Source organism: Embleya sp. NPDC001921, from assembly GCF_053594475.1.
On the sequence record NZ_JBSFEO010000052.1, the window covers coordinates 14966 to 39052 of the forward strand.

Here is a 24087-nt window from a genome sequence, read left to right on the forward strand (position 1 = left end):
CCTCAAGGCTCCCGTCACCGCGGGGGCCTTTTCGGTTCCCCGGCCGCCTCGCGTCGGGCGCCGCCCAGTTCGCCGTCCCAGCGCCGGTAGAGGGTGTGCGCGACGCCGAGCGAGTCCAGCGCCTTGCCCGCGACGAAGTCGACCAGGCGCCGCACGTCCTGGGCGCCCGCGTAGAAGGCCGGGGAGGCCGGCAGGATCACCGCGCCGGCGTCGTCGAGCCGGACCAGGTGGCGCAGCGTAGTGCCGGTGAGCGGCGTCTCGCGCGGCACCAGCACGAGCGGGCGACGCTCCTTGAGCGTGACGTCCGCGGCACGCTGGAGCAGGTCCTTGGACAGGCCGATGGCGATGCCCGCGACCGAGGCCGTGCTGGCCGGCACCACGACCATGCCCTTGGCCGGGTACGACCCGCTCGCGGGCCCCGCGCCCAGGTCGCCGGCCGCCCAGTAGCGGACCCGCGCCAGCGCGTCCGCGTCCAGCTCGGTCCACGCGGCCAGGTCGTCGCGCCAGTGCGCGTCGCGGAACGCGATCCCGGTCTCGTCGATCAGGGTCAGCCGGGCGGCCCGACTGACCACCAGGTCCACGTGCTCACCGGCGTCGAGCAGCCCGCGCAACACCGCCGCGGCGTACGGCGTGCCCGAGGCCCCCGAGACGCCGACGATCCACGGACGTCGTCCCGAACTGTCCCGCTCCTGGTCCATGGCTCCTATTGTGGCTTCGTAGCGGCGGCACCGGCCGCAGGGGAGGGGTGCGCATGTCCCGCATATCCGTGTCGGGGGTCCGCGACGCGGCCCTGATCACCGCAGTGCTGATCGGCGCCGTCTGGGTCGTCCAGCTCGTCAACTACACGAGCGACGACTCACTGCTCACGCACGGGATCACCCCCCGGCGGGCGGACGAACTGCCGGACATCCTCAGCGCGCCGTTCCTGCACTTCGGCACCGGACACATCGTCTCCAACACCTTCCCGCTGATGCTGCTCGGCTTCCTGGCCGCGCTGCGCGGGGTCGCCCGCTTCCTCGCCGTACTGCTCACCATCACCCTGATCGGCGGTCTCGGAGTGTGGCTGACCGCGCCGGACCGATCGAACACGGCGGGCGCGAGCATCCTGGTCTTCGGCCTGTTCGGTTATCTGATCGTGCGCGGGTTCGCCGACCGCCGGGTGCTGGACGTGCTCATCGGCTTCGCCGTATTGGGCCTGTACGGCAGCTCGTTCGCGATGGGGGTCACCCCGCTCGCGGAGGGAGTGTCGTGGCAGGGCCACCTGTTCGGCCTGATCGGCGGCGTGTTGGCGGCGCTGGCCTTCCGCCGCCGACGCGATGTGTCGCAGCTCTCGCCCGCGGACCTGCCCGTCGGGTAATGGGGTGGACATCGCTGCCTACCATTCGGGTAGGCACTCTTCGCCGTGCCATCGATCGTTTCTCGACCGGGAGTTCAACTGTGCGTTCGCTCCGGATATCCGCCGCGGCCCTGACCGTACCGCTGGTCCTGCTCGCCGCCGGCTGTGGCGAGTCGTCCTCGGGAGACCCCTTCAACAGCCTGGGCGGTGGCGGTGACGCCCTGGACCCCCAAGGCCCGTCGAACGAGGGACTGAGTGTCGAGGCGCTCTCCAAGCAGGCCGAGACCGGTTTCGACGACCTGACGAACCTGCGCATCCAGGGCACCGGGAAGATCTACGACACCCCGCTCGGCCTGGACGTCAAGATCGGCACCCCCGAGCAGGTCGAGGGCAAGATCACCCTCGGGGACAAGCCGGTGGACCTGATCGGGGTCGACAAGACCGTCTACGTGCGGATCGCGCCCGGCACCGTGCAGACCCTCGTGGACCTGGGCAAGCGGGCCGAGGCCGCGTCCGGTGAGGCCCCGTCCGCCGGCGACTCGGAGCTGGGCGACGAGTTCACCAAGATGTTCGTCGAGGGCGCCAAGCTGGTCGAGGGCAAGTACATCAAGCTCGGCGACGGGAGCGCGGGCAAGCTCGGCCAGGACCTGCTCAAGGGCGGCAAGAAGCCGTCGCTGGACGGGCTGTTCGGCGGGTCCGACGGCTCGCCGTTCGGCGGCTCGGGCAGCTCGCCGTTCGGGTCCGACTCGGACTCGGACTCGGGCGACTCCTCGGACTCGGGCGACAAGCCGAAGCTGACCAAGGGCGAGACCACCGAGATCAACGGGACCAAGGTGATCCCGCTGGTCTCCAAGGACGAGGACGGCGCGACCCTCACCATCTACATCGCGGCCAACGGCAAGCCGTTCCCGGTCCGCGTCACCGCCGACGACAAGAGCGACGGCACCAACGAGGTCACCCTCGACCTCAAGTACTCCAAGCTCTCCGGCGGCATCTCCCCCAAGGCCCCGCCGGCCGGCGACACGATCGACCTCAACGGCCTCCTGAAGTCCTTCGGCGGCGACGGCGGTCTGTTCGGCGAGAACAAGACGGCCTGACCGAAGGCGAATCCGCCCGCTCGGGCGTCGAAGGGCGAAGGCGGCAGCGCAGCTACCACCGTCGCCCGTACGAGCCCACCAGGGATCGGACCCTCCCGCCCGCGCCCCGCGTCGACCCCGGCTGCCGGAAGGCCCCTCACCCGAGGGGCCTTCCGTCTGCGCGGCGTGATCCGGCCGGTCGTTCGTGCACGTCGTGCGTGCGGCGGGCCACGTGTGGGCGCACCGTCGATGGGTCGCGCGGACGCCGGGCCGGTCGGTCAGCGGGCGCCGCGGACCAGGCGGCCCGGCCGCGCGCCGGTGTCGATGCCCGCTCGCCTGGTGACCTGGCCCGCGACGATCGTGGCCACGTAGCCGGTCGCGTTCTGGAGCATGCGGCCGCCGCCGGCCGGGAGGTCGTGGACCATGCGGGGGCGGTGCAGGGTGAGGGCGTCCAGGTCGATCACGTTCAGGTCGGCGCGCTTGCCCTGGGCCACCACGCCTCGGTCGGACAGGCCGTAGAGCGCGGCGGTGTCCATCGTCTGCTTGCGGATCAGGAACTCCAGCGGCAGGCGCTCGCCGCGGCTGCGGTCGCGGGCCCAGTGGGTGAGCAGGAAGGTCGGCTGCGAGGCGTCGCAGATCATCGAGCAGTGCGCGCCGCCGTCGGCCAGGCCGAAGACGCTCGCCGGGTGGGTGAGCATCTCCCGGATCGCCTCGTGGTCGCCGTCCGAGTAGTTGAACATCGGGACCATCAGCGTGGTCCGCGCGTCGTCCTCCAGTTGCAGGTCGTACAGCGTGGACAGCGGGTCCTCGCCGCGCGCCCGGGCGATCGCGGTCACCGTACGCTCCGGCAGCGGCTCGTAGTCCGGGACGGTGTCCATCGGGTACATCCGGTCCAGCATGAACTGCATCGCCAGGTTGACCGAGTCGCCCGGGACGGTCGGGTCGCTGGGCAGGTCGGTCTCGGCCAGGATCGCCGCCTTGACCTCGGGCCGGGCCAACTCGGCCGCGAACGCCGCGTCGTCCAGCTCGCCGGCCGCCCGCCGGTCGTCGATCGCCCGGAACGTCGGTCGTTTGCTGAACGCGTTGCGGGTGCCGAACCCGGTCAACATCCCGAACGGGCGGCCCGCGATCTGCGGATGCAGCCGCGCGCCCGCCTCGTTCGCGGCCTGCGACTCGGCCATCAACTCGCGCCACAACTCGGGCGCCGCGTTGACCTGGAGCAGCGCGAACGACACCGGCATGCCGATCTCGGCGGCGAGTCGACGCATCCAGGCCACCTCGGAGGCGGGCTTGACGATGTCCTCGCCGGACGAGCCGGTCGGGGCCAACTCGAAGACGGCCCGCCCGCCCGCGGCCATCGCCCGTCCCAGGCCGAAGAGTTCGTCCTCCGTGGCGAAGGTGCCGGGTACCGGCTCGCCGCCCATCGCCTTGTGCGCGACCGTGCGCGACGTGGAGAAGCCCAGCGCGCCGGCCTCGATCGCCTCCTTGACGATCACCGCCATCGCCTCGATGTCCTCGGCCGTGGCCGGCTCGTTGCGCGCGCCGCGGTCGCCCATCGCGTACGCGCGCACCGCGCCGTGCGCCACCTGGACACCGATGTCGGCGGCGAACGTGCGCTGTTCGAGGACGTCCAGGTACTCCGGGAAGGTCTCCCAGCCCCACGTCATGCCCTCGGCGAGGGCCGTTCCGGGGATGTCCTCGACACCCTCCATCAAAGCGATCAGCCAGTCCTCGCGGCCCGGCCGAACCGGCGCGAAGCCGACCCCGCAGTTCCCCGAGACCACCGTGGTCACGCCGTGCGACGTGGACGGGTCGAGCACCTCGTCCCAGGTGGCCTGGCCGTCGTAGTGGGTGTGGATGTCCACGAAACCCGGCGTGACCAGGTGACCGGTCGCGTCGATCGTCTCGACCGCGTCGCCGTCCAGGGCCGGATCCGGGCCGTCGTGCCGGCGGACCGCGACGATCAGGCCGTCCCGGACACCGATGTCACCGACGAACCGGTCCGCGCCGGTGCCGTCCACGATCGTGGCGTTGATGATCTTGAGGTCGTACATATGAGCCTCCCCGGTAACGTGGGCAGACCGTACGGCTGCGCATTGTGCGAGTCAAGATGCGCACTATGCGAAAAGATCCAGTAGGGTGCCGGCCATGGCCCCACGACCGTCCCCGCAGACCGACCGACTCGTCTCGCTGATCGACGCGATCGCCGAACGGCCGGCGGAGGGACTGACCCTGTCCGAGATCGCCCGGCATCTCGCGGTGACGCCCGCGACCTGCCATCCGATGCTCGCGAGCCTGACCTCGCTGGGCTGGTTGATCCGCCATCCGACCCGGCGCACCTACCGGCTCGGCCCGGCTCTGGTCGCGGTGGGCCGGGCCGCCGCGCGCGGGCTGGGCGTGCTCGACGTCGCGCGGCCGATCATGGCGCGGCTGCGCGACGAGACCGGCCTGTCCTGCTTCGCGATGACGCCCGGCGAACACCACGTGGCGATCGCCGAGGTGGTCCGCGCGCCGGGACCCGAATCGCACCGGCTGCGGGTCGGCGCCCAGGCGCCGATCACCCCGCCGCTGGGCATCGGCTACGTGCCCTGGGCGGACGAGCAGACGATCCGGCGCTGGCTCGACGAGGCGGACGGCCCGGCCGCGCGCGGGCGGATGGCGCGGGCGATCGACAACGCGCGGCGCCGGGGGTTCGCGATCGAACTGGTCACCGACGTGGAGACCCGGCTGGGCGAGACGCTCGGCGAACTGGACGAGCACCTGGAGGGGCTGGACACGCTCGGCGCGGGCGCGTCGGCGGCCCGGCTGCGCACACTCCTGGAGGAGATCGCGGCCGAGATCGGCGGCTCCGACGGCGGACAGATCGACGAGTTGGAACCGGACCGGGACTACCGGGTGGGCGCGATCAGCGCGCCGGTGCACGACCGGGACGGCGATCTGGTCCTGATCCTGAGCCTGCGCGGCTTCGCGCCCCGGACCGAGGGACGGACGCTGGAAAAGACCGGCCGGCTGCTCGCGGACGCGGCGGCGGAGGTGGCCGCGGCGACCTGAGCGGCCGAACGCCGCAGCCCGCACGCCGCAGCCCGCAGCCCGCCGCCCGCCGCCCGCCGCCCGCCACGAGTCGAACGGCCGCGCCGCGCGCACGACGCCGGACACCCGGACACACCCGGACATACCCAGGCACACAAAAGCCGGTCGGGCCGCGCTACGCGTCCCGACCGGCCGTGCGGCCGAAGCCCGGCTCAGTCCTTGTCCTTCGCGCGCCCTTCCGGGTTGTCCTGGTCGGGACTGCGCAGGTCGTCCTCGCGGTGCTTGAGGTCCTCTTCCCAGCGCTTGAGCATCTCGTCCTCGTCGCTGTTCGACGACGGGTCGCTCGGCTTGCGGTTGTCCTTGCTCAGGGACGACAGGAACTCCGGGTTGTCGTCCGGGGCGAGCTGCCGGCCCTGGTTCCGGCCGCCGAACCCGAAGCCGCCGGAGCCGCCGGGGGTGTACTCGCGCTTGGGGCGTCCGGCGGCGAACCAGCCGATCGGGCCGAGGAAGACCGGCCAGAAGAACAAGATGATGAAGACCCAGGCGATCTTGGGCAGGCTGCGGACCTTCTGCTCATCGGTGGTCAGACAGTCGATGAACGCGTAGATCCCGACGGCCAGGGGCAGCAGAAACAGCAGAACCCTGATCATGTGGCGGTCTCCCAGGCAGGTACTCGGCGCTTGGTACTCGGATGCGTCTCCTGTCCAGCGTAAACGGTCGGCTCCATGAACACCGGATCCCTCACAGCCCGGTGACCTTGCCCGACGCGTGCAGCTCGTACACGAGCGTGATCCGGCGCCGCTCGCCCGCCGTCAATCGCACGTCGTAGCGGACGATTCCCTGCTCGTCGACCGCGTCCGGCGCCGGTTCCGACAGGTCGCCGCGCACCTTGACCTCGACCGCCGACACCTCGGACACCGGCACCCGCTCGCGCAGCACCACCGTCCCGGGCGACTCGGCCCCCGGCGCGGCGATGTGCGAGAGGAAGACGGTCACCGTACGGGTGACCACCGTGCGTCCGGTGAGCGAGGCCGTCGTGCGCGACTCGGTCACCTCGCGTACCACCCGGAAGTCGTCCTCGCTGCCGAACGGCAACCGGACCTCCTCGCCCGGCGCGGCGAAGTCGAGTTGTCCGCGGCCGGTGTACCCGCTGCCGCGGACCAGTTCCACCGGGCCCGCGAGCAGCGCGTGACCGGCGTCGTTGGCGAAGCGCACCACCTGGCTCACGTACTGCGACAGCTCGGGCGCGCAGGCCGCCTCGGGCTCGCACGCCGCGGTGAACGTGGTCAGCCGGACCCGATGCGGGCGGCCGTCGGAGGGCACTTGCACCGGCGCGGGCGCGGCCAGCACCCGGACCTCGCCGCCGTCGTCCACCCCGGGCAGCTCGGTCGAGCCGCCCGCGACCCGGCCGACCGTGGCGATCTCCTCCTCGCGCAGGTCCACCTCGACCTGCTTCCTCTCCACCTGGGTGCGCTCGCGCAGGGTCAGCCGGTCCTCGACCAGGCTCGGCGGACGCGCGGCCAGGGTCGGACGCGCCGTGGACAGGGACAGCGCGACGCCGGACCAGTCCTCGCCGGTGCGCTGCCACACCACCGCGTCGCATTCGATCTCGATCGACCGGCGATCCGGCGCGAGCGTCGCGCGGTAGGCGGGCCGCCACAACGCGCACGGCACCAGGTGCACCACTCGCAGCTCGGCCGACCCGGTGCGCTCGGCCTCGATCACCACCTCGACGGTCGCGGTCAGCTCCGCGGGCTGCTGCTCGGCCACCTCGAGCGCCGCCCGCGCGTCGCGCAGCCGACGTTCCACCGAGGACTGCTCGTCGGCCAGGACGTGCAGTTCGGCGTGCCGGTCCTCGGCCTCGGCCGAGAGCCGGTCCAGCTCGGCGGCCCAGCGCTCGGGCTCGGCCGTACCGAAACCGGTGTGCTCGGCGATGTCGCGGCGCAGTTCGGTCCGGGCCTGCGCGATCAGCGTGAGCCGGGTGTGCAGCCGGTGCATGTGCCGGGACAGCGCGACGATCCGCTCGTCCAGGTCGTGCACGAGGCGGCGCAGCTCGGAGGCGTCCGGGCCGGGGCCGATCGCGGGCCTGGGTGTGTACACCCGCACCACACGCGCGTCGATCGCGGTCGCGGTGCCGTCGTCGGCGATCACCTCGACCCGCAGCGACCGGTCCACGGCGAGCGGGGTCACCGGGCCGACCAGCACCCGTTGTACGCCCTCGGCCACCTCGATCCGGCCGGATCGGGTCACCTGCGCCCGGTCCTCCAGACAGGTCACCGCCGTGATCGGCAGCGGTTCCGGCTTGCTCTCGGCCGGCGTGCTCCGCGCCGGCGTCGGCTGAGTCATCGTCAGACCCTCCTGTTCCCGCCGACCACGGCCTTGGCTGCCGGGATCCGGATCTCGTAGCCACCGGTCAGCTTCTTCCGCTCGCCAGGGGCGAGTTCGACGTGCCACACCCGCGCGCCCGGGACGTGCCGCCCGTCGCGCAGCTCGGTGTCCTCCACCCAGCGCGGCGCGCCGGCGTGCTCCTCGATCTTGACGTCCTTGTCGTCGGTGACCGGAACGCGCTCCAGGATGTCCAGCCGGATCGGCCGGGAGAGGTGGTTGACCGCCTCGATCTCGATCCGGTGGTCGAGCACGGCCGTACCGCCGCGCAGACCCGCCGTCGACTCGCGCATGTGCGCGTTCCGCGACACCTGCACACTCTCCACGACGCCCACGCCGACCCGTTCGCGCGCGCCGGGCGCGAGCGTCGGCAGCGGCACGGTCATCAGGAACTCGCCGGCCACCGAGACGTCCGCCGGACCGCGGAGCAGCGCGTGCGCCGACGCGTTGGCGAGCACGACCGTGCCGAACACCGCGTCGTCCAGGGCCGGTACGCAGACGAACTCGGGTTCGAGCGAGACCTCGATCTCGCACACCGGGATGGTGTGCCACACCCCGTCGGCGGCCACCTCGGCGGGCGCCGTGGTGTCGAAGCGATAGTCGTACGAACCGGCCGCGTCGCGCGGCGCGAGCGCGTGCTCGGGCAGCGTCAGCCGGGCCGGCTCGTCGGCGCGCCGGCGGTACTCCATCGCGACTCCGCCCGGACCGTGCGGCGCCGAGCGCAGTCGGCCGCGGGCCTGGGCGTCGTCCGCGCCGCGCAGTTGCAGAGCCGCGTAGTCGAGGAGGTCGCTGCCGGGCTCGGGCTGCGCCGGCGGGGCCGATTCGGCGCTCGGCGAGATCGGGTCCTCGTCGGCGGCCCCGTCGAAGCGGGCGAGTTCGAAGGCACCTCGGGGCGCGGAGCCTTCGGACGGGGCGCTTCGGGCCCGATGTGACTTCGCGGCGGGGGGACGCGGCGCGGGGGGCGGCGCGCCGAAGCCGCCGGCGGCCTGCATCGGCGGCGCCATGGCCGCCCCCGGGGCGGCCGGGGTGATCGGCGCGGGCATCGGCGCCGCCCGATACAGGATCCGGTCCTCGGCGGCGAGCGTCTCGGCCGCCGCCCCCGCGTACGCCGGTCGCGGCGCCGCCGGGCGCTTGGCCACACCCGCGTCGTAGCCCGCGAACAGCTCGGCCAGCCCGGCCGGTGGCTCGCGCCAGCCCGCGTGCGCGGGCGCGCTCTGCCGGCGGCCCAGGCGCAGCGACTTGAGCTCGGGCAGGTCGGTGCTCCGGGCCAGGTCGGCGGTGGACAGGCCGAGCCGCACGCCGGTCCAGTCCTCACCGGTGCGCTGCGCGACGCAGGCCCGCATGACCAGCGTGCCGCCGGTCATCGCCTCGTCCAGGCGCAACTGGTACATCGGCGCCCAGCGCGCGCCGGGCACGTGGTACTCCACGGCCAGCTCGACCGGGCCCGCCTCGCCGCTGTGCTCCAGGGTGACCACCGCGGTGCCGGACGCCTGGGCCCGTTCGGTGCGCTGCGCGCCGGACGCCGCGTTCAGCCGGGCCCGGAACAGCTCGGTGTCGCGGACCGCCTCGCGCAGTTCCGCGTCGCAGACGCCGATGCGCTCGTACAGCGCCTCGGCCCGCTCGTCCGTGAACGCGGCCAGCTCCAGCAGCGCGGACACCGGTGCGGGGCGCGGCGGATCACCGCGCCGCACGGACGGCCGTACCGCCTCCAGCCCGGTGATCTCGGCCAGTTCCTCGGCCAGCCGGGCGCTTTTCGCCTGCAGCGCCCGGACCCGGGACTCGGCCGCCTCCAGGTCGAGCAGCACGGCGGGCAGGTCCGTCTCCTCGACCACGTCGACGTCGACCACGGGCCGGATGTCGGTGACCCGCACCCCCGCGCCGCCGCCGATCACCCGCGCGCGCAGCCAGTCGCCGTACGCGGTGAGCGGGAATCCGGTCACCCGCACCCGGACCGGACCCGGTGGGCCGGCCGGCAGGTCCACCTCACAATTCCGCACGCACACCGCCCCCACGGCATGGACGACCACCGAACGCAATTCCGAAGCGACCGTGAGCATGTACCCCTCCTGCTCGGCACGAGGGACCAAGGTAGCCCGACCGGCCGGGTGCGCGTGCGGGTCCGGCGAGTCCGTATCGGATACTGGCACGCATGGCATACGGGACCTTGCGCGCTTTCCTGAAGGCACTGGAGAAGCGTGGTGAACTCAAGCGCGTACGCGCGGAGGTCGACCCGCGTCTGGAGGTCGGCGAGATCACCGATCGGGTGAACAAGGCCAAGGGTCCGGCGTTGCTGTTCGAGAACGTCAAGGGCAGTTCGATGCCGCTGGCGATGAACGTCTACGGCACCGACGAGCGCATGCTGATGGCGCTCGGGCTGAAGAGCTACGACGAGTTGTCGGAGAAGATCGGCGGCCTGCTCAGGCCGGAACTGCCGCAGGGGTTCACCGGGATCCGCGAGGCGTTCGGCAAGCTCGGTTCGGTCGCGCACATCCCGCCGAAGAAGATCAAGGACGCGCCCTGTCAGCAGGTCGTGCTCAAGGGCGACGACGTCGATCTGGACCGCATCCCGGCGCTGTTCACCTGGCCCGAGGACGGCGGATCGTTCTACAACCTGGGCCTGACCCACACCAAGGACCCCGACACGGGCGTGCGCAACCTGGGTCTGTACCGACTCCAGCGGCACGACAAGCGCACCATCGGGATGCACTGGCAGATCCACAAGGACAGCCGCAACCACTACCAGGTGGCCGCCAAGCGCGGTGAGCGGCTGCCGGTGGCGATCGCGTTCGGCTGCCCGCCGGCGGTGACGTACGCGTCGACCGCGCCGCTGCCCGGCGACATCGACGAGTACCTGTTCGCCGGCTTCATCGGCGGTCGGCGGATCGAGATGGTCGACTGCGTGAGCGTGCCGCTCCAGGTCCCGGCCGAGGCCGAGGTGGTCCTCGAAGGCTGGTTGACCCCGGGCGAGATGTTGCCGGAGGGGCCGTTCGGCGACCACACCGGCTTCTACACGCCGCAGGAGCCGTTCCCGGCGCTGACCATCGACTGCGTGACGATGCGGGAGAAGCCGCTGCTCCAGTCGATCGTGGTCGGCCGGCCGCCCACCGAGGACGGGCCGCTGGGCAAGGCCACCGAGCGGTTCTTCCTGCCGCTGCTCAAGATCATCGTGCCGGACATCGTCGACTACGACCTGCCCGAGGCGGGCGGCTTCCACAACTGCGCGATCGTCTCGATCGACAAGAAGTACCCCAAGCACGCGCAGAAGGTGATGAGCGCGATCTGGGGTGCGCACATGATGTCGCTGACCAAGCTGATCGTGGTGGTGGACGCCGACTGCGACGTGCACGACTACCACGAGGTCGCGTGGCGCGCGTTCGGCAACACCGACTACGCGCGCGACCTGTTGTTGACCGAGGGGCCCGTGGACCACCTCGATCACGCGTCGTATCAGCAGTTCTGGGGTGGCAAGGCGGGCATCGACGCGACCCGCAAGCTGCCCGAGGAGGGCTACACGCGCGACGGCGGCTGGCCGGAGATGGTCGTGTCGGATCCCGAGACCGCCGCCAAGGTGACCCGCCGATGGAAGGAATACGGACTGTGACGTCCGCCGCGCTACCCGCACCCGGGGCACCCTCGGAGGTGGGCCGGGTCAAGGCGTTCCTGCGCCTCGTGTTGATCGAGCACTCGGTCTTCGCGCTGCCGTTCGCCTATATCGCGGCCTTCACCGCGATGTACGAGAGCAACGAACGGCTGCACTACCGGGAGCTGTTCCTGGTCACCGTGGCGATGGTCGGCCTGCGCACCTTCGCGATGGCCTGCAACCGGATCATCGACCGCGAGATCGACGCGCGCAATCCGCGCACCGCGTCGCGCGAGTTGGTCACCGGCGCGGTGTCGGTGCGCACCGCGTGGATCGGCGCGCTGGTCGCGCTGTTCTTCTACCTGGTCGCCGCCGCGCTGCTGAACCCGCTGTGCCTGGCGCTCGCGCCGGTCGCGGTGATCCCGATGGTGATCTATCCGTACGGCAAGCGGTTCACCAACGTCCCGCACGCGATCCTGGGCATCGCGCAGGCGATCGGGCCGGTCGGCGCGTGGCTGGCGATCACCGGCGAGTGGTCGTGGCAGGCGGTCGTCCTGGGCCTGGCGGTGGGCACCTGGATCGGCGGCTTCGACCTGATCTTCGGCTGCCAGGACGTCGCGGCCGACCGCGCGCACGGCGTCAAGAGCGTGCCGGCCAAGTGGGGCATCGCCGCCGCGCTGAACGCCTCGAAGGTCACCCACGTGGTGACCACGCTGCTGTTCATCTGGTTCGGCGCGCTCACCGGCGCGGGCTTCTTCTGGTGGCTGGGCCTGCTGATCGTCGGCGCGGCGTTCGTGTACGAACACTCGCTGCTCAAGCCGGACGACCTGTCCAAGCTCAACCGGGCCTTCTTCACCACGAACGGTTTCATCGGCATCGCGCTGTTCGTGTGCGCGCTGTTGGACCTGGGAGTGCGCGGGCTGCGGCCGTAGGCCGCGGGGTGAGGGCATGCGGCGTGGGCGCCGCTGGGGCATCGGCGATCGACCCGCCGGGCGGATGCGGGGCCGATCGCCGGGCCGCCGATGTCCTACGAGACACTGCCGCCCGCGCTGAGCCTGCTCGCCGACCAACTCTCACCCCCGCCGATCTCGCCGTAGGGCGACGGCGAAGCCGGCCACGCAAATCCCCGTCGCACCGGTCGGAACAAGTGGCGGAACCGGGAGGTACTACAGGGACGCTTCGATTGCCTCGAAGATGTCAGAGCCGGTCTCCCGCTGCCGACCGGCAGTTCCGACCAATCGGCAATGTAGCCGGGCTTCGGACCCTCAAAGTGGTTGAACATCTGCGCCGTCCGGAGGCCACGACGGAGCAACCTTCTATCCACGCGTCAACCTGGCCGCATTCCTCGCACCGAGGCCCCGAAACCGACGGACCTGTTCATACACGGCGCCCGCCGCTTTGCGACACCGCCCTCGTTCAGACGTCCGCCCAGACGAATGGTGGATCGTTCCGGGCATCGTAGACCTTGATTACCTCCTCGACGAACCCTTCGAAAGTCACCACCTCGGCGGGCGTTGGACGCCGACCGAACGGCGGCTTGGGACGATCGACGTCGTAGAAGTCCACCTTCCCCCGGTCAGGCCCCGAGTGCTCGTACAGTGCGATGTAGAACTTCTCGAAGAGGTCAGCCGGCGCGTTGACATGGTTCCTACCTGCGCGGTTGCGGAAGTAGCGAACAGCCGCACCGAAGGATGACGGGGCGTCCTTGTCTCCACAGTCGTCGGCTGCGTCGTACGGGAGGAAGAGCACGCCGATCATGACGGCGTACGGCTGCCGCTCGTGGTAGTCCATGGCCTCGGAGCGAAGCTCGTTGTCGTTCCGGCTGTAGTTCTTGGTGTACCGCTTCGTCTTCGCGTCACGCTGGTGAATGTGCTTGAGAGAGACGCCCAGCCCCAGGCCAAGCTCGGGAGTGGAGTAGTTCACATCCAGCTTCTTGAACCCCTTGGCAGTTCGGGCCCGAGACTCCTGTCCGGTTCCATCGGCATGAGGCAGGATGCCGACGAACGTGCTCCGCAGACGGTCGGCAAAGAGCACTGCAAGCTTGTTGGCGAACTGTGTCGCGTACTTGGTACGGGTGCCCTGTGCCGCGTCCTCTGCCGGACGCGGTAGTGCATCTAATATGTCCGCGAAGGTTTTGAACTCTGACGTCATGCCCTTGCCCTCCTGGCGGGATGTGGACATGACCTTAGTGGATGCAGCCTGATAGCCCTTTCATGTCCATGCATCCCCGTATAGACCAACCCTCTGCAGGGGCCATGCGAGCGGTCTATCGGAGACGAGAACCAGGCCGGGTCGGTATGCCTTGCCTGGTTGGCTTTGGCCTCAGGCTGCGTTGGTCAAAGAGCGCCTAGGGCCGACCCTGCTCGGTTCGTCTGCGCCGCGGCAGCTTTCCGGGTCCATCGACTCGACATGCTGTTTCATGTCGATGAGGAAATTTTCATCGAACTTCAGTTTTGCCTTCTGGGTGCGCGAATAGAACCCAGCGGCGGCACGGTGGCTTAGCGGCGTGAGGCCACTGTGCTCGACCAGATCCATTAGGTGTGTGTACGGACGGTGCTGGGGCCACATCGTGGCGCAGGAGCGCCACTTCCTGCCCTTCCTGCCCCAAGCGGCCGTAGGCCACCGAGCACTGTCCGACAGCCTGTCGGCTTCGGACTCGTCGTACTCGCCTGGGTTCACCAGTCGCTCGCCCAGCCACTGCGAGACACCGACCGTGACCGCATTGCCGACCAGCTTCCAGCGGTCGCGGCCACCTTTCCTGTCAGCCGTCGCGTCGGTCAGGGTCCACCCCTCGGGGAAGCCCTGCAGCCGTTCGGCGTCCGTGATGGAAGGCGTCACGATCCTGCGACCCACAGGATTCCCGGGAACCCAAATCCCTGGCGGTGATGGGATGCTCAGAGCCGAACCACCCTTGACTGTCGGCACTGCATCCCGTGCCCAGCCCAGGCCACGGAGACCCTCGGTCCAATAGAAGCCGTGCGCATCCGTGGCCCGGTTGCTCTCATCGGGTTCGCCGGCGTCCTCAGCGAGGAGAACACCGCGCGGATCTTCGGTGAGGCTGGCGACGAAGAGTACGCGCTGGCGGCGCTGAGGCACGCCAGTGAATCGAGAGTCGACGAGTCGGTACGCCCAGGAGTAACCAAGGGCTTCAAGCTCCTGCACGAGGTGGAGCATCGCTTTGCCCTTGTCGAGCACGAGCATGTTCCGCACGTTCTCAAGAACAAGCCACCGTGGGTGATGCTTCTGGAGAAGCCGAAAGACGTGGGAGACGAGCCCAGACTGTTCGCCCCCGATGCCGGCGGTACGCCCGGCCTGTGAGAGGTCCTGGCAGGGAAACCCGGCGGTGACGACGTCCACGTCACCAGGAAGGGCCTTGAGATGCTGTACGTCGGACTCGAGTGGGGCGTCGGCAAACTGCTTGGCGAGAACAGCTTGGGCGGGTCCCCATACCTCACAGAGCATGGCCGTTTCGAGCCCAGCCCGCTTGAGGCCGAGTTCAAGCCCGCCGATGCCTGCGAATAGACCCGCGACTCGGAGGGGCATTTGGCTCCCGTCTTTCTGACTGCTCACGACGCGATCCTGTCATATAGGTCCGTCACAGCAGGACCGTACGCATCGGCCGTGCTATCCGATTGGTATCCCTCAAGCCCACCCACCCGGCACAACCTCGGCGGGCGAGATCAGCATCACATCGACCAAGCGCGCATGGGCCGCGCGTGTTCCCTACACGTTCCGTTGCGGCTGCCCAGGCGAGTTGCAATCCGCCGACCGACGGCTGGGCAGACGGCCGCACAAGAGATTCTTGTTCGAATCGGTGCTGTCCGCGGCCCCGTAGGGCTCTGGAGTGGCCCAGGGATGTACACGCTCTCGTATGAGCGGATGCTCAGTGCACCGCGCTCCAAGGTCATCAGCCGGTGCAGCCGCTCGGGGACTTCATCCAGGAGCCGCACCCACTCTCCGTCCTCCTGCGCGCGACGGGCGGTACGAACCCCAGGCTCGTGATCGGAGGGTCAAAGAGCGCTTCGACGACGGCCTGGTAGTCGGGCGTCGGCCAAGGCGGCTCCGCCGACTCCCACGTGCGAATTCGGCGGACGCTGACGCCGAGTCGGTAGCCGACCTCCAGCGCCTTGGCTTCGAACGCGTCGGCGAAGCGCTGCTGCGAGATGAGCCCCATAAGCTTCCGGGCGCCTACGAGTGCGGGGTTTACGGGCTGCGGTTTCGGACGTTGCATGAAGACCCCCGAGGTCTCTCGATCCCAGACAAGATCCCAGCCGAGGCCCGCCACAATCCAACGAAGCACCTAGCGACGAGGTGCGGAGGCGATGGCAGTGGCCACAGCAAGCGTCGGGATTCCGGAAGCATGGATGCATCGCTGTTCCCACGAAACGGGTCTGCCCCGTCGCCCCGCAAGGGCGACGGGGCAGACCCGTTCGATGCGAAGGAGCCGCAGCTCAGACGCCCGCGTACGAGTGCAACCCGTTCACGAAGATGTTGACGCCGTAGTAGTTGAACAGGAAGCAGGCGAAGGCGACCAGGGAGACGACCGCGGCCTTGGTGCCCTTCCAGCCGGCCGTGGCGCGGGCGTGGAGGTAGGCCGCGTAGGCGACCCAGGTGATGAAGGACCAGACCTCCTTGGGGTCCCAGCCCCAGTAGCGGCCCCACGCGTTCTCCGCCCAGATCGCGCCGCAGACGATGGCGAAGGTCCACAGCGGGAAGATGATCGCGTTGACGCGGTAGGCGGTCTTGTCCAGGGACGCCGCGCTCGGCAGCCGGGCCAGCTTCTCGTCGAAGCGGCCGAGCTTGTCGCCGCGGGCGATCCTGCCCTCGTACTTCTGCCGGAACAGGAACAGGATCGAGGCGAGCGCGCCGATGTGGAAGGCGCCGAACGAGACGATCGCGGACGCGACGTGGATCCACAGCCAGTACGAGTCCAGCGCCGGGACCAGTTGCTCGGAGTCGGTGTACAGGACCGTCACCGCGACGCCGAGCGTGGTGAGCACCGGCAGCGTGACGAACAGGCCCAGCCAGCGCACCGGGTACTTCCACAGCAGCACCAGGAAGGCCGCGACCACCACCAGCGAGACCGAGGTGGAGAACTCGTACATGTTGCCCCACGGCGCCCGCTCGACCGAGATGCCGCGCGCGAGCACGGAACCGGCGTGCAGCAGGAAGCCGAGCACGGTCAGCGAGACCGCGACCCGGCCGATCCGGTCGGCGCGTTCGTCGCCGCCGGCCACGTTGCCCTGGTCGTCGGCGCCGGCACCGTCGTGCCCGCCCTCGCGCAGCACCACGACCGGCCGCTCGGCCACCGCGACCCCGCCGGCCGCGCCGGCGTTCGCCGCCGGCTCCAGGACCTCGATCGACAGGTCGGCCGAGCGTTTGGCCACCGCACCGCTGCTGCCGAAGGTCCATTCCATGCAATAGGCGAAGAACGCCATCAGGTAGACGGCGATCGCCGAATACATCAGCACATTGCTGAATTGGGCGAGGTTCTCGTTGACGCCCACGCTCACTCCTTGACCTTGGTGCCGGGTGAGTTCGCCGGCGCGGCCTCGCGCAACGCGTCCACGAACTCCTGTACCTCATCGCCGAGGCCCCCACCCTCGGTGCGGGCGAGCCCGCCGACCTCGACGACCGTGTGGCCGTCGGGGCCCTCCACCGCGCGCACCCACATCCGGCGGCGGCGAACGAACAGTGACAGCACGAGGCCGACGATCGCGGCCACCACGCTGAAGAGCGCGAGCCCCTTGCCGGGCTCACTGGCGACCTGGAAGTTGGCCCAGGTCTTGACGCCGTCGAAGGTGATGGTGCCGGCGCCGTTGGGCAGTTCCACGGTGTCGCCGACCTTGAGCGCCTTGCGCCACACGTCGGAGCCGTTCATGAACTTCGACATCTTGTCGGCCTTGAGCGCGTAGATGTTCTGCGGGACGCCCGAATCCATGCCCAGGTCGCCCTCGTAGCCGCTGATCATCAGCCGGGGGTTGAGCAGCGAGGGGAACACCGAGATCGGACCGCGCTTGGGGTCGACCAGCAGGTTGCCGTCCTGGTCCATCGGCGCGCTCGGCAGGAACTGCGCGTCGAAGCCCAGTTGTTTGAGCCCGGCGCTGACGTCGGGGACCTTGATCACGCCGGTCGAGGTGCGGTTGCCGTCCTGGGGCAGGAACACGGTCGGGCCCTTGTAGGCGATCTTGCCCTTGGCGTCGCGTACGGTCACCTCCGGCGCGTAGCCGGTGGCGATCATGAACACCTTGGTGTCGCCCACCTCCAGCGGGTGGTTGACCTTGATCTTCCCGGCCTTGTCCTTGCCCTCGTGCCCGTACCAGGACTCGATGTTCGCGGTGAACGACCTGGGCTCGCCGCGCTTGGCGCCGGTCGGCTGGAACGTCTGCTCGACCGACTTGAGCCGGAACCCGAACGGCTCCAGGTTGTCCGCGTCCACGAGCGCGCCGAACTGGCGGTCGTCGTACTGGGTGAGCACGTTCGCGAAGCTGCCGCCCTCGACCACGATCTTGCCGCCCTTGACGCTGTACAGGCTGCCCAGGGCGAACGCGACCAGGATGCCGAACAGCGCGATGTGGAAGAGCAGGTTGCCGCTCTCCCGGGCGTAGCCCTTCTCCGCCGCGATCGAGTCGGTGCTCGGGTTCAGCCGGAAACGACGCTTCTTGAGCGCGACGCGCGCCGCGGCGAGCACCGCGTCCGGGTCCGCCGAGGTCTCCCAGCGCGCGTGCGCGGGCAGCCGGGTGAAGTTGCTCGGCGCCTGTGGAGGCTTGGCCCGCAACGTCTTGGCGTGCGCCCAGCAGCGCGGCACGATGCAGCCCGCGAGCGAGACGAACAGCAGGATGTAGATGGAGGCGAACCACCACGACGCGAACACGTCGAAGAGCTGGAACTTGTCCATGATCTTCGCGCGTTCGGGGTGGTCCCGGAAATACTGACCGACCTTGATCGGGCTGACCGGCCGCTGCGGGATCAGCGTCGGCGGCGTGGCCGCGACCGACAGCAGGAACAGCAGGATCAGCGCGACCCGCATCGAGGTCAGTTGCCGCCAGAGCCAGCGCAGCCAGCCGAGCACGCCCAACTGCGGTTGGCGGATCTCCTCGTCGCCGTCGTCCTGCGCGGGCGCGGTCGACATCCCGGCATCGGCCCTGGCCTCGGGCTTCGCGATCCCTTCGAGGTCGTCGTCGCGGGCGAGGTCGTCGTCGGTTCGGGTCTCCAGGCTCATCAGAATCCGATCGTGTATTGCCCGGCCCAGGACTGCATCTCACGCATCATCTGGTCCCACGCGCCGGTGAGCATCAGTACGCCGAGCAGCACGAGCATGCCGCCGCCCAGGCGCATCACCCAGACGTAGTGCTTCTTGACCCACCCGAACGCACCGAGCGCCTTGCGGAACGCGAGCGCGGTGACCAGGAAGGGCACGCCCAGACCCAGGCAGTAGGCCACGGTGAGCAGCGCGCCGCGATTGGCGCTCGCCTCGCTCACCGACAGGTTCAGCACCGCGGTCAGGGTCGGGCCGATGCACGGCGTCCAGCCGAGCCCGAACACCATGCCCAGCAGCGGCGCGCCGACCAGCCCTATGGCCGGCCGCTTGTGCACCCGGAACTCGCGCTGCATGCCCGGTAGCACGCCCATGAAGGACAGTCCGAGCACGATCGTGACCGCGCCGAAGACCTTGGTGATGGTCGCCTGGTGCGCCAGGAGCGTCTTGCCGAAGTAGCCGAACGCGGCGCCCATGGAAACGAACACGGCGGTGAAGCCGAGCACGAACAGCAGCGTGCCCAGGAAGAGCCGACCACGCCGGGCGTCCTTCAGGTCCGCCCCGGACACCCCGGTGACGTAGCTGACGTAGCCGGGGACCAGCGGCAACACGCACGGTGAGAAGAACGAGATCAGCCCCGCGAGCAGGGCGATCGGCAGGGCCGCGAACAACGACCCCGTGTAGACCGTGTTGTTCATCCCCTCGGCTGCGACGAGCACCTCGATCAGGCCTTCTCGTTCGGCACGGGCTCGTTCAGCACCGGGTCGATCATCGAGCGCAGTTCCTCGATGGTGACCGCCCGCAACACCCGGGCCGCGATCCGACCCTCACGGTCGATGATCAGCGTGCTGGGGATCGCGTTGGGGTTCAGGTTGCCGGTGAACTTGAGGATCTCGCGCGCGTCCGGGTCCCACAGGCTCGGGTAGGTGATGCCCTTGCTGTTGGTGAACGCGATCGCGTTGTCCTGGGTGGCGTCGCGGGTGTTGATGCCCAGGAACTGCACACCCTTGTCCGCGGTCTCGGTGTGTGCCTGCTGGAAGTCGGCGGCCTCGGCCCGGCACGGCGGGCACCACGAGCCCCACACGTTCAGCACCACGACCTTGCCCTTGAACTCGGCGAGGCTGATGTCCTTGCCCTCCAGCGTCTTGCCGGAGACCTTCGGAGCCGCGGTACGGTCGCCCGCCTTGGCCCGCACGATGCCGCTGTTGTCGCTGTCGACATAGCCCTTGCCGTCGCCGCTGCTCTTGCCGCCGGCGCTCATCCCGCCGCAGCCGGTGAGTGCGAGCAGGGCCGCGGCGGTGAGCAGCGCGGCACGACGAGGCAGGCGGCGTGTGAGCATGTGAAAAGTTTCGCATGCCTCCGCGACCGCTCCACGCGGGGTCCGTCGTGCCGCTGACACTGCTTCAGTTCATCCCGATTCGTCCTAAATAAATAGGGCACTATGCCCCGAATCCGCGGTTCTTCGTCACGCCCCGAAGCCGCGACTTCGCGTCACGCCCCGAAGCTCTTGTTCTGCGTCTTGCCCGCGAGCTTCGCCGGCAGCAGGTCCCGAGCCGGTTCGCTGTAGCCGACGGAGACGATCTTGTCCCCCTCGTAGGTGAACGTGGTGAGCGACGCGAGCGAGCACTGCCGGTTGCGCGGGTCGTGCCACAACCGCCGCCGCTCGACGAAGGAGCGGGTCACCCAGATCGGCAACTGGTGGCTCACGCACACCGCCTCGTGCCCGCGCGCGGCGTCCCGGGCGGCGCCGAGCGCGCCCATCATCCGCACCACCTGCTCGATGTACGGCTCGCCCCACGAGGGCTTGAACGGGTTGGTGAGGTGCTTCCAGTGCGTCGGGTTCTTCAGGGAACCGTCGCCGACCCCGAAGGTCTTGCCCTGGAAGATGTTCTCCGCCTCGATCAGTCGATCGTCGGTGGCGATCTCCAGACCGTGTCGACCGGCGATCGGCGCGGCGGTCTCCTGGGCGCGCTCCAGCGGCGAGGACACCACGTGCGTGATGTCGCGCTCGGCGAGGTGGTCGGCGACCCGCTCGGCCATCTTGTTGCCCAACTCCGACAGGTGGTAGTCGGGCAGGCGGCCGTACAGGATGCCGTGCGGATTGTGCACCTCGCCGTGGCGCATGAGGTGGACGATCGTCACGTCGCGGTTGGTCTGCGGCTTCTGAGCCATCGTCAGTTCTCCTGGGCACTCGCTGCGGCGCGGGCTGCGGCCGGCAGCGCGTCGAGGATACGGTTCACGGCCGCGTCGTCGTGGGCCGCGGACAGGAACCACGCCTCGAACGCGCTCGGCGGCAGGTACACGCCGGCGTCCAGCATCGCGTGGAAGAACGCGGAGAAGCGGAACACCTCCTGCGTGCGGGCCTGGTCGTAGTCGTGCACCGGGCCATCGGTGAAGAAGACCGAGAACATGTTCCCGGCCGTGGACACCGTGTGCGCGACGCCCTCCTTGGCCAGGGCCGCCGACACCTCGGTGCGCAGCGCGAGGGAGACCGCGTCCAGGTGCTTGTACACCGCGTCGGTGCAGTACCGCAGGGTGGTGACGCCGGCCGCGGTGGCCACCGGGTTCCCGGACAGCGTGCCGGCCTGGTAGACCGGGCCGAGCGGGGCCAGGTGCGACATCACGTCGGAGCGTCCGCCGAACGCGGCGGCCGGGAAGCCGCCGCCCATCACCTTGCCGAAGGTGAGCAGGTCGGGGACCACGCCCTCGAGGCCGAACCAGCCCGCCTTGGAGACCCGGAAGCCGGTCATCACCTCGTCCGAGACGAACAGCGCGCCGTGCCGCTCGCACAGCGCCTTGACGCCCGCGTTGAAGCCCGGACGCGGGGTGACCACGCCCATGTTTCCCGGCGCGGCCTCGGTGATCACGCACGCGATGTCGTCGCCGTGGACGGCGAACGCCGACTCGACGGCGGACAGGTCGTTGTACGGCAGCACGATCGTGTCGGCGGCCGAGGCCCCGGTGACCCCGGGCGTGTCCGGCAGCGCGAAGGTGGCCAGGCCGGAGCCGGCGGCGGCCAGCAGCGCGTCCACGTGACCGTGGTAACACCCGGCGAACTTCACCACCTTGGCCCGGCCGGTGAAGCCGCGCGCGAGCCGGATCGCGGACATGGTGGCCTCGGTGCCGGAGCTGACCAGGCGGACCTGTTCGACCGGGGCGACCCGGGAGACGATCTCCTCGGCGAGTTCCACCTCGCCGGCGCCGGGTGTGCCGAAGGAGGTGCCGCGCGCGACCGCCTCGCGCACGGCCTCCTGGACCGCGGGGTGCGCGTGGCCGAGGATCATCGGCCCCCAGGAGCACACCAGGTCCACATATTCACGGCCGTCCGCGTCGGTCAGGTAGGGGCCTCGGCCCGAGACCATGAAGCGCGGCGTGCCGCCGACCGCGCGGAAGGCGCGCACCGGCGAGTTGACCCCGCCGGGGGTGACGGCCCTCGCACGCGCGAACAGGGCGGCGGAGGCGGGTGCGGGGTTCTCGTTGACAGAGCTCACCCGGTCATGCTCTCAAACAAACCGGGCACACCCGTCGCCCGCGGCTCGCCCGTCGGGTGGACCAACCACATGGGCGCCGGGGAGGGTGTGCGCGGATTCGCGTTGGTTCCCGGGGATCCGCCAACCGAAACCGGGGGCGGGGAGCAGTATGATCGGGCGACCCGGACCCGTGCCCACGGGTGAGGCATGTCCGGCGGGGTGCAGCACGACGATCGGGGTGCGCGCGTGGCGGCGAGAACTCGTCGGGGTGGGCGGTCCGGGCGACACCACCGGATAGCCGGCGGTCTCGGACCGGTGCTGGCGACGCTGTTGGCGCTGGCCGGCACGGCCGCGTGCGGCGGCGGGGACTCGGACGACGACGGCAGGACCGGGCTGCGCGGCGCGCTGGATCGGGTGCGCGACGACGAATCCACCCGGGGCTGGTTCGAGTACGGCGACACGGCCGCGATCACCAAGGCCAACGGCGGCGGCGACTTCGCCGGACCCTACGGACCGCTGATCGGGACGGGCTACCCCGACCTGGCCGCGATGCGCGATCAGGTGGCGCCGGCCCTGGGCTTCGACCCGACCAGGGCGAGCGAGGCCTGGTCCGCCGGCCGACCGCCGTACCAGGGTGGGGTGTTCGTCGGCGGCTTCGACAAGGGCACCGTGCTCGGCAAGCTCCGTGAGCTGGGCGGCAGGCCGGACCCGGCCGAGCCGAGTGTGCAGCGGCTGCGTCCCGACAACGAACTGGGCCTGGACGACCCGCTGGCGCAGAAACTTCCGCTGGGCATCAACCACTTCAACGTGATTCGGGTCACCGACAAGCAGATCGGCTACGGCTCCACCGGGCGCGGCGCCGACCTCGGCCGGGGCGGCACGATGCTGGGCGCCGATCCCGTCGTGCGCGCGCTGGCGACCTGCCTGGACAAGCCGCTGGCCGCGGTGATCACCGATCGCGTCGCCGGCGGCGAGCGCGCGAACGGGCCCAGGATCGCGGTCGGGGTGACCGGCAACGCGGGCGTCCCGGGCACCGACGTGATGTGTGTGGCCACCGGTTCGGAGCCGGCCGCCCGGGCCGAGGCCGATCGGCTGCGCACGGTGTTCACCGGCGGCGGCAAAACCGCGCAGGGGGTGCCGTGGAGCACGGTGCTGGCCGACGTGCGGGCCGAGGTGGTCGAGACGAACGTGGTGAAGATCACCGCCCGTTCGGCCGGTTCGGTACGAACGGCGGTATTCGTCAAGGCATTGAACGACCTGTCGCTCGGGCAGACTTTCTCGGGCGGGCCGCCTGGCCGGGAGTCCTGACGCATGCCGGGGCGGGACCGGTTCCGAGTGGTGCACACCTGTTACTCAACCGCGGTACGGAATGCCCGGATGACCTGCGACGATCTTCAACGAGTCCCCTCGATCACCGACCAGACCGAGACAAGCGAGCAGGGAGCGATGGCGTCGGGCGCCACGGGTGTGCGCACGTGTCACGGAGCCGACCTCGGTCGGGAGGTGCACACGTGGGCGTGACATATGAGTACTTCGGCGCACCCGATCGCGCGACCGCGGCGCGGGTGCCTCCGCTGATCGATCCGACCGACACGGTGGAACGTCCCAGCAATTCCTATGTGTCGTTCGTGAAGCCGGAGACGGTCAGCGCGATGGTGCTGTCACTGCTGGGGGACACCCCGCAGGACGCGACGCCACCACTGGAGCTGGTCGTGCTGCATCCCGCGCACGCGGTGATGCAGTTGCCGCCGATGCTGATGGACGTGCTGCGCAACGCGACCGAGGAGGAACTGGGCGCGGCGGCCTTCATCTGGTCGACGTTCCCGGATCGGCGAGTGCCGCGCGACGCGTATCTGCTGTACCGGATGCTGCACGACTGGACCAAGTTCGCCCGCGAACTGCACCACGCCGGGCACCAGTTGTACTGCCTGATGCACTCGTGACGCGGCCGG

General features: G+C 70.1%; 21 protein-coding genes. 7 read left to right on the forward strand and 14 right to left on the reverse strand.

Translation table 11 applies throughout. The annotated features are described in order from the left end of the window. Positions 1-14: 14 nt before the first annotated feature. Positions 15-698, reverse strand: a complete 684-nt coding sequence (locus tag ACWCPW_RS41860) for a UbiX family flavin prenyltransferase (protein ID WP_449766864.1) — start codon at positions 696-698, stop codon at positions 15-17. A 53-nt stretch (positions 699-751) separates the two neighbouring features. Here ACWCPW_RS41860 and ACWCPW_RS41865 point away from each other — a divergent pair, with 53 nt between their 5' ends. Continuing rightward, positions 752-1357, forward strand: a complete 606-nt coding sequence (locus ACWCPW_RS41865; RefSeq protein ID WP_449766865.1) for a rhomboid family intramembrane serine protease — start codon at positions 752-754, stop codon at positions 1355-1357. An 80-nt stretch (positions 1358-1437) separates the two neighbouring features. Beyond that, on the forward strand, positions 1438-2433 hold the full coding sequence (locus tag ACWCPW_RS41870) for a hypothetical protein (RefSeq protein WP_449766866.1): 996 nt from the start codon (positions 1438-1440) through the stop codon (positions 2431-2433). A 257-nt stretch (positions 2434-2690) separates the two neighbouring features. Here the strand turns inward: ACWCPW_RS41870 and ACWCPW_RS41875 are convergent, their stop codons facing one another. Continuing rightward, positions 2691-4466, reverse strand: a complete 1776-nt coding sequence (locus tag ACWCPW_RS41875; RefSeq protein WP_449766867.1) for an N-acyl-D-amino-acid deacylase family protein — start codon at positions 4464-4466, stop codon at positions 2691-2693. A gap of 94 nt (positions 4467-4560) precedes the next feature. Here ACWCPW_RS41875 and ACWCPW_RS41880 point away from each other — a divergent pair, with 94 nt between their 5' ends. Next, positions 4561-5463, forward strand: a complete 903-nt coding sequence (locus tag ACWCPW_RS41880; protein ID WP_449766868.1) for an IclR family transcriptional regulator — start codon at positions 4561-4563, stop codon at positions 5461-5463. Positions 5464-5654: 191 nt separating this feature from the next. On the opposite strand, the gene ACWCPW_RS41885 is transcribed toward ACWCPW_RS41880, so the two are convergent. The 3 genes from ACWCPW_RS41885 to ACWCPW_RS41895 form a co-directional block, all read right to left on the reverse strand. After that, positions 5655-6092 carry a PLD nuclease N-terminal domain-containing protein gene (locus ACWCPW_RS41885; protein ID WP_449766869.1) on the reverse strand — a complete coding sequence of 146 codons (438 nt, stop codon included), beginning with the start codon at positions 6090-6092 and terminating at the stop codon, positions 5655-5657. A 91-nt stretch (positions 6093-6183) separates the two neighbouring features. Next, entirely contained in the window at positions 6184-7788 is a 1605-nt protein-coding gene (locus tag ACWCPW_RS41890; protein ID WP_449766870.1) for a mucoidy inhibitor MuiA family protein, read from the reverse strand. Positions 7789-7790: 2 nt separating this feature from the next. Continuing rightward, entirely contained in the window at positions 7791-9884 is a 2094-nt protein-coding gene (locus ACWCPW_RS41895; RefSeq protein WP_449766871.1) for a DUF4139 domain-containing protein, read from the reverse strand. A gap of 92 nt (positions 9885-9976) precedes the next feature. Between ACWCPW_RS41895 and ACWCPW_RS41900 the strand changes: the two genes are divergently transcribed. Both ACWCPW_RS41900 and mqnP read left to right on the forward strand, forming a co-directional pair. Beyond that, positions 9977-11428 carry a menaquinone biosynthesis decarboxylase gene (locus tag ACWCPW_RS41900; RefSeq protein WP_449766872.1) on the forward strand — a complete coding sequence of 484 codons (1452 nt, stop codon included), beginning with the start codon at positions 9977-9979 and terminating at the stop codon, positions 11426-11428. Next, on the forward strand, positions 11407-12339 hold the full coding sequence (gene mqnP, locus ACWCPW_RS41905) for a menaquinone biosynthesis prenyltransferase MqnP (protein WP_449766873.1): 933 nt from the start codon (positions 11407-11409) through the stop codon (positions 12337-12339). Before ACWCPW_RS41900 ends, mqnP begins: the two co-directional genes overlap by 22 nt. A 484-nt stretch (positions 12340-12823) precedes the next feature. Here mqnP and ACWCPW_RS41910 read toward each other — a convergent pair whose 3' ends face one another. From ACWCPW_RS41910 to hemL, 9 genes are all read right to left on the reverse strand, one after another. Next, the gene (locus ACWCPW_RS41910) at positions 12824-13558 is read right to left on the reverse strand and encodes a hypothetical protein (protein WP_449766874.1); all 735 of its coding nucleotides are present in this window, start codon (positions 13556-13558) and stop codon (positions 12824-12826) included. 171 nt (positions 13559-13729) lie between these two features. Beyond that, entirely contained in the window at positions 13730-14977 is a 1248-nt protein-coding gene (locus tag ACWCPW_RS41915) for a DNA cytosine methyltransferase (protein WP_449766875.1), read from the reverse strand. Between the two features lie 337 nt (positions 14978-15314). Further along, positions 15315-15581: a hypothetical protein gene (locus ACWCPW_RS41920; RefSeq protein ID WP_449766876.1), complete on the reverse strand. Its 267-nt coding sequence runs from the start codon at positions 15579-15581 to the stop codon at positions 15315-15317. Positions 15582-15858: 277 nt separating this feature from the next. After that, complete coding sequence (ccsB, locus tag ACWCPW_RS41925; RefSeq protein ID WP_449766916.1) at positions 15859-16872, reverse strand: c-type cytochrome biogenesis protein CcsB; 1014 nt, start codon at positions 16870-16872, stop codon at positions 15859-15861. Positions 16873-16916: 44 nt separating this feature from the next. After that, positions 16917-18629 (reverse strand): cytochrome c biogenesis protein ResB, encoded by a 1713-nt coding sequence (gene resB / locus ACWCPW_RS41930; protein WP_449766877.1) that lies wholly within the window; start codon positions 18627-18629, stop codon positions 16917-16919. Further along, positions 18629-19363, reverse strand: a complete 735-nt coding sequence (locus ACWCPW_RS41935) for a cytochrome c biogenesis CcdA family protein (protein WP_395873385.1) — start codon at positions 19361-19363, stop codon at positions 18629-18631. The genes resB and ACWCPW_RS41935 overlap by 1 nt, the downstream gene beginning before the upstream one ends. Before the next feature lie 26 nt (positions 19364-19389). After that, positions 19390-20004 (reverse strand): TlpA family protein disulfide reductase, encoded by a 615-nt coding sequence (locus ACWCPW_RS41940; RefSeq protein WP_395873332.1) that lies wholly within the window; start codon positions 20002-20004, stop codon positions 19390-19392. A 152-nt stretch (positions 20005-20156) separates the two neighbouring features. Next, entirely contained in the window at positions 20157-20837 is a 681-nt protein-coding gene (locus ACWCPW_RS41945; protein WP_449766878.1) for a histidine phosphatase family protein, read from the reverse strand. A 2-nt stretch (positions 20838-20839) separates the two neighbouring features. Continuing rightward, complete coding sequence (gene hemL / locus ACWCPW_RS41950; RefSeq protein WP_449766879.1) at positions 20840-22156, reverse strand: glutamate-1-semialdehyde 2,1-aminomutase; 1317 nt, start codon at positions 22154-22156, stop codon at positions 20840-20842. A gap of 294 nt (positions 22157-22450) precedes the next feature. Between hemL and ACWCPW_RS41955 the strand changes: the two genes are divergently transcribed. Both ACWCPW_RS41955 and ACWCPW_RS41960 read left to right on the forward strand, forming a co-directional pair. Next, positions 22451-23443 (forward strand): hypothetical protein, encoded by a 993-nt coding sequence (locus ACWCPW_RS41955; RefSeq protein WP_449766880.1) that lies wholly within the window; start codon positions 22451-22453, stop codon positions 23441-23443. Positions 23444-23646: 203 nt separating this feature from the next. After that, positions 23647-24078, forward strand: a complete 432-nt coding sequence (locus tag ACWCPW_RS41960) for a hypothetical protein (RefSeq protein ID WP_020556484.1) — start codon at positions 23647-23649, stop codon at positions 24076-24078. Positions 24079-24087 lie beyond the last annotated feature (9 nt).

Bases quoted from the DNA above. Each gene is read 5' to 3' on its own strand.
- ACWCPW_RS41885 (WP_449766869.1), bottom strand. From the start codon at position 6,092: ATGATCAGGGTTCTGCTGTTTCTGCTGCCCCTGGCCGTCGGGATCTAC.
- ACWCPW_RS41875 (WP_449766867.1), bottom strand. From the start codon at position 4,466: ATGTACGACCTCAAGATCATCAACGCCACGATCGTGGACGGCACCGGC.
- ACWCPW_RS41890 (WP_449766870.1), bottom strand. From the start codon at position 7,788: ATGACTCAGCCGACGCCGGCGCGGAGCACGCCGGCCGAGAGCAAGCCG.
- ACWCPW_RS41865 (WP_449766865.1), top strand. From the start codon at position 752: ATGTCCCGCATATCCGTGTCGGGGGTCCGCGACGCGGCCCTGATCACC.
- ACWCPW_RS41895 (WP_449766871.1), bottom strand. From the start codon at position 9,884: ATGCTCACGGTCGCTTCGGAATTGCGTTCGGTGGTCGTCCATGCCGTG.
- ACWCPW_RS41935 (WP_395873385.1), bottom strand. From the start codon at position 19,363: ATGAACAACACGGTCTACACGGGGTCGTTGTTCGCGGCCCTGCCGATC.
- ACWCPW_RS41945 (WP_449766878.1), bottom strand. From the start codon at position 20,837: ATGGCTCAGAAGCCGCAGACCAACCGCGACGTGACGATCGTCCACCTC.
- resB (WP_449766877.1), bottom strand. From the start codon at position 18,629: ATGAGCCTGGAGACCCGAACCGACGACGACCTCGCCCGCGACGACGAC.
- ACWCPW_RS41920 (WP_449766876.1), bottom strand. From the start codon at position 15,581: ATGGGGCTCATCTCGCAGCAGCGCTTCGCCGACGCGTTCGAAGCCAAG.
- ACWCPW_RS41880 (WP_449766868.1), top strand. From the start codon at position 4,561: ATGGCCCCACGACCGTCCCCGCAGACCGACCGACTCGTCTCGCTGATC.
- ACWCPW_RS41860 (WP_449766864.1), bottom strand. From the start codon at position 698: ATGGACCAGGAGCGGGACAGTTCGGGACGACGTCCGTGGATCGTCGGC.
- ACWCPW_RS41910 (WP_449766874.1), bottom strand. From the start codon at position 13,558: ATGACGTCAGAGTTCAAAACCTTCGCGGACATATTAGATGCACTACCG.
- ACWCPW_RS41940 (WP_395873332.1), bottom strand. From the start codon at position 20,004: ATGCTCACACGCCGCCTGCCTCGTCGTGCCGCGCTGCTCACCGCCGCG.
- ACWCPW_RS41900 (WP_449766872.1), top strand. From the start codon at position 9,977: ATGGCATACGGGACCTTGCGCGCTTTCCTGAAGGCACTGGAGAAGCGT.
- ccsB (WP_449766916.1), bottom strand. From the start codon at position 16,872: ATGTATTCGGCGATCGCCGTCTACCTGATGGCGTTCTTCGCCTATTGC.
- mqnP (WP_449766873.1), top strand. From the start codon at position 11,407: ATGGAAGGAATACGGACTGTGACGTCCGCCGCGCTACCCGCACCCGGG.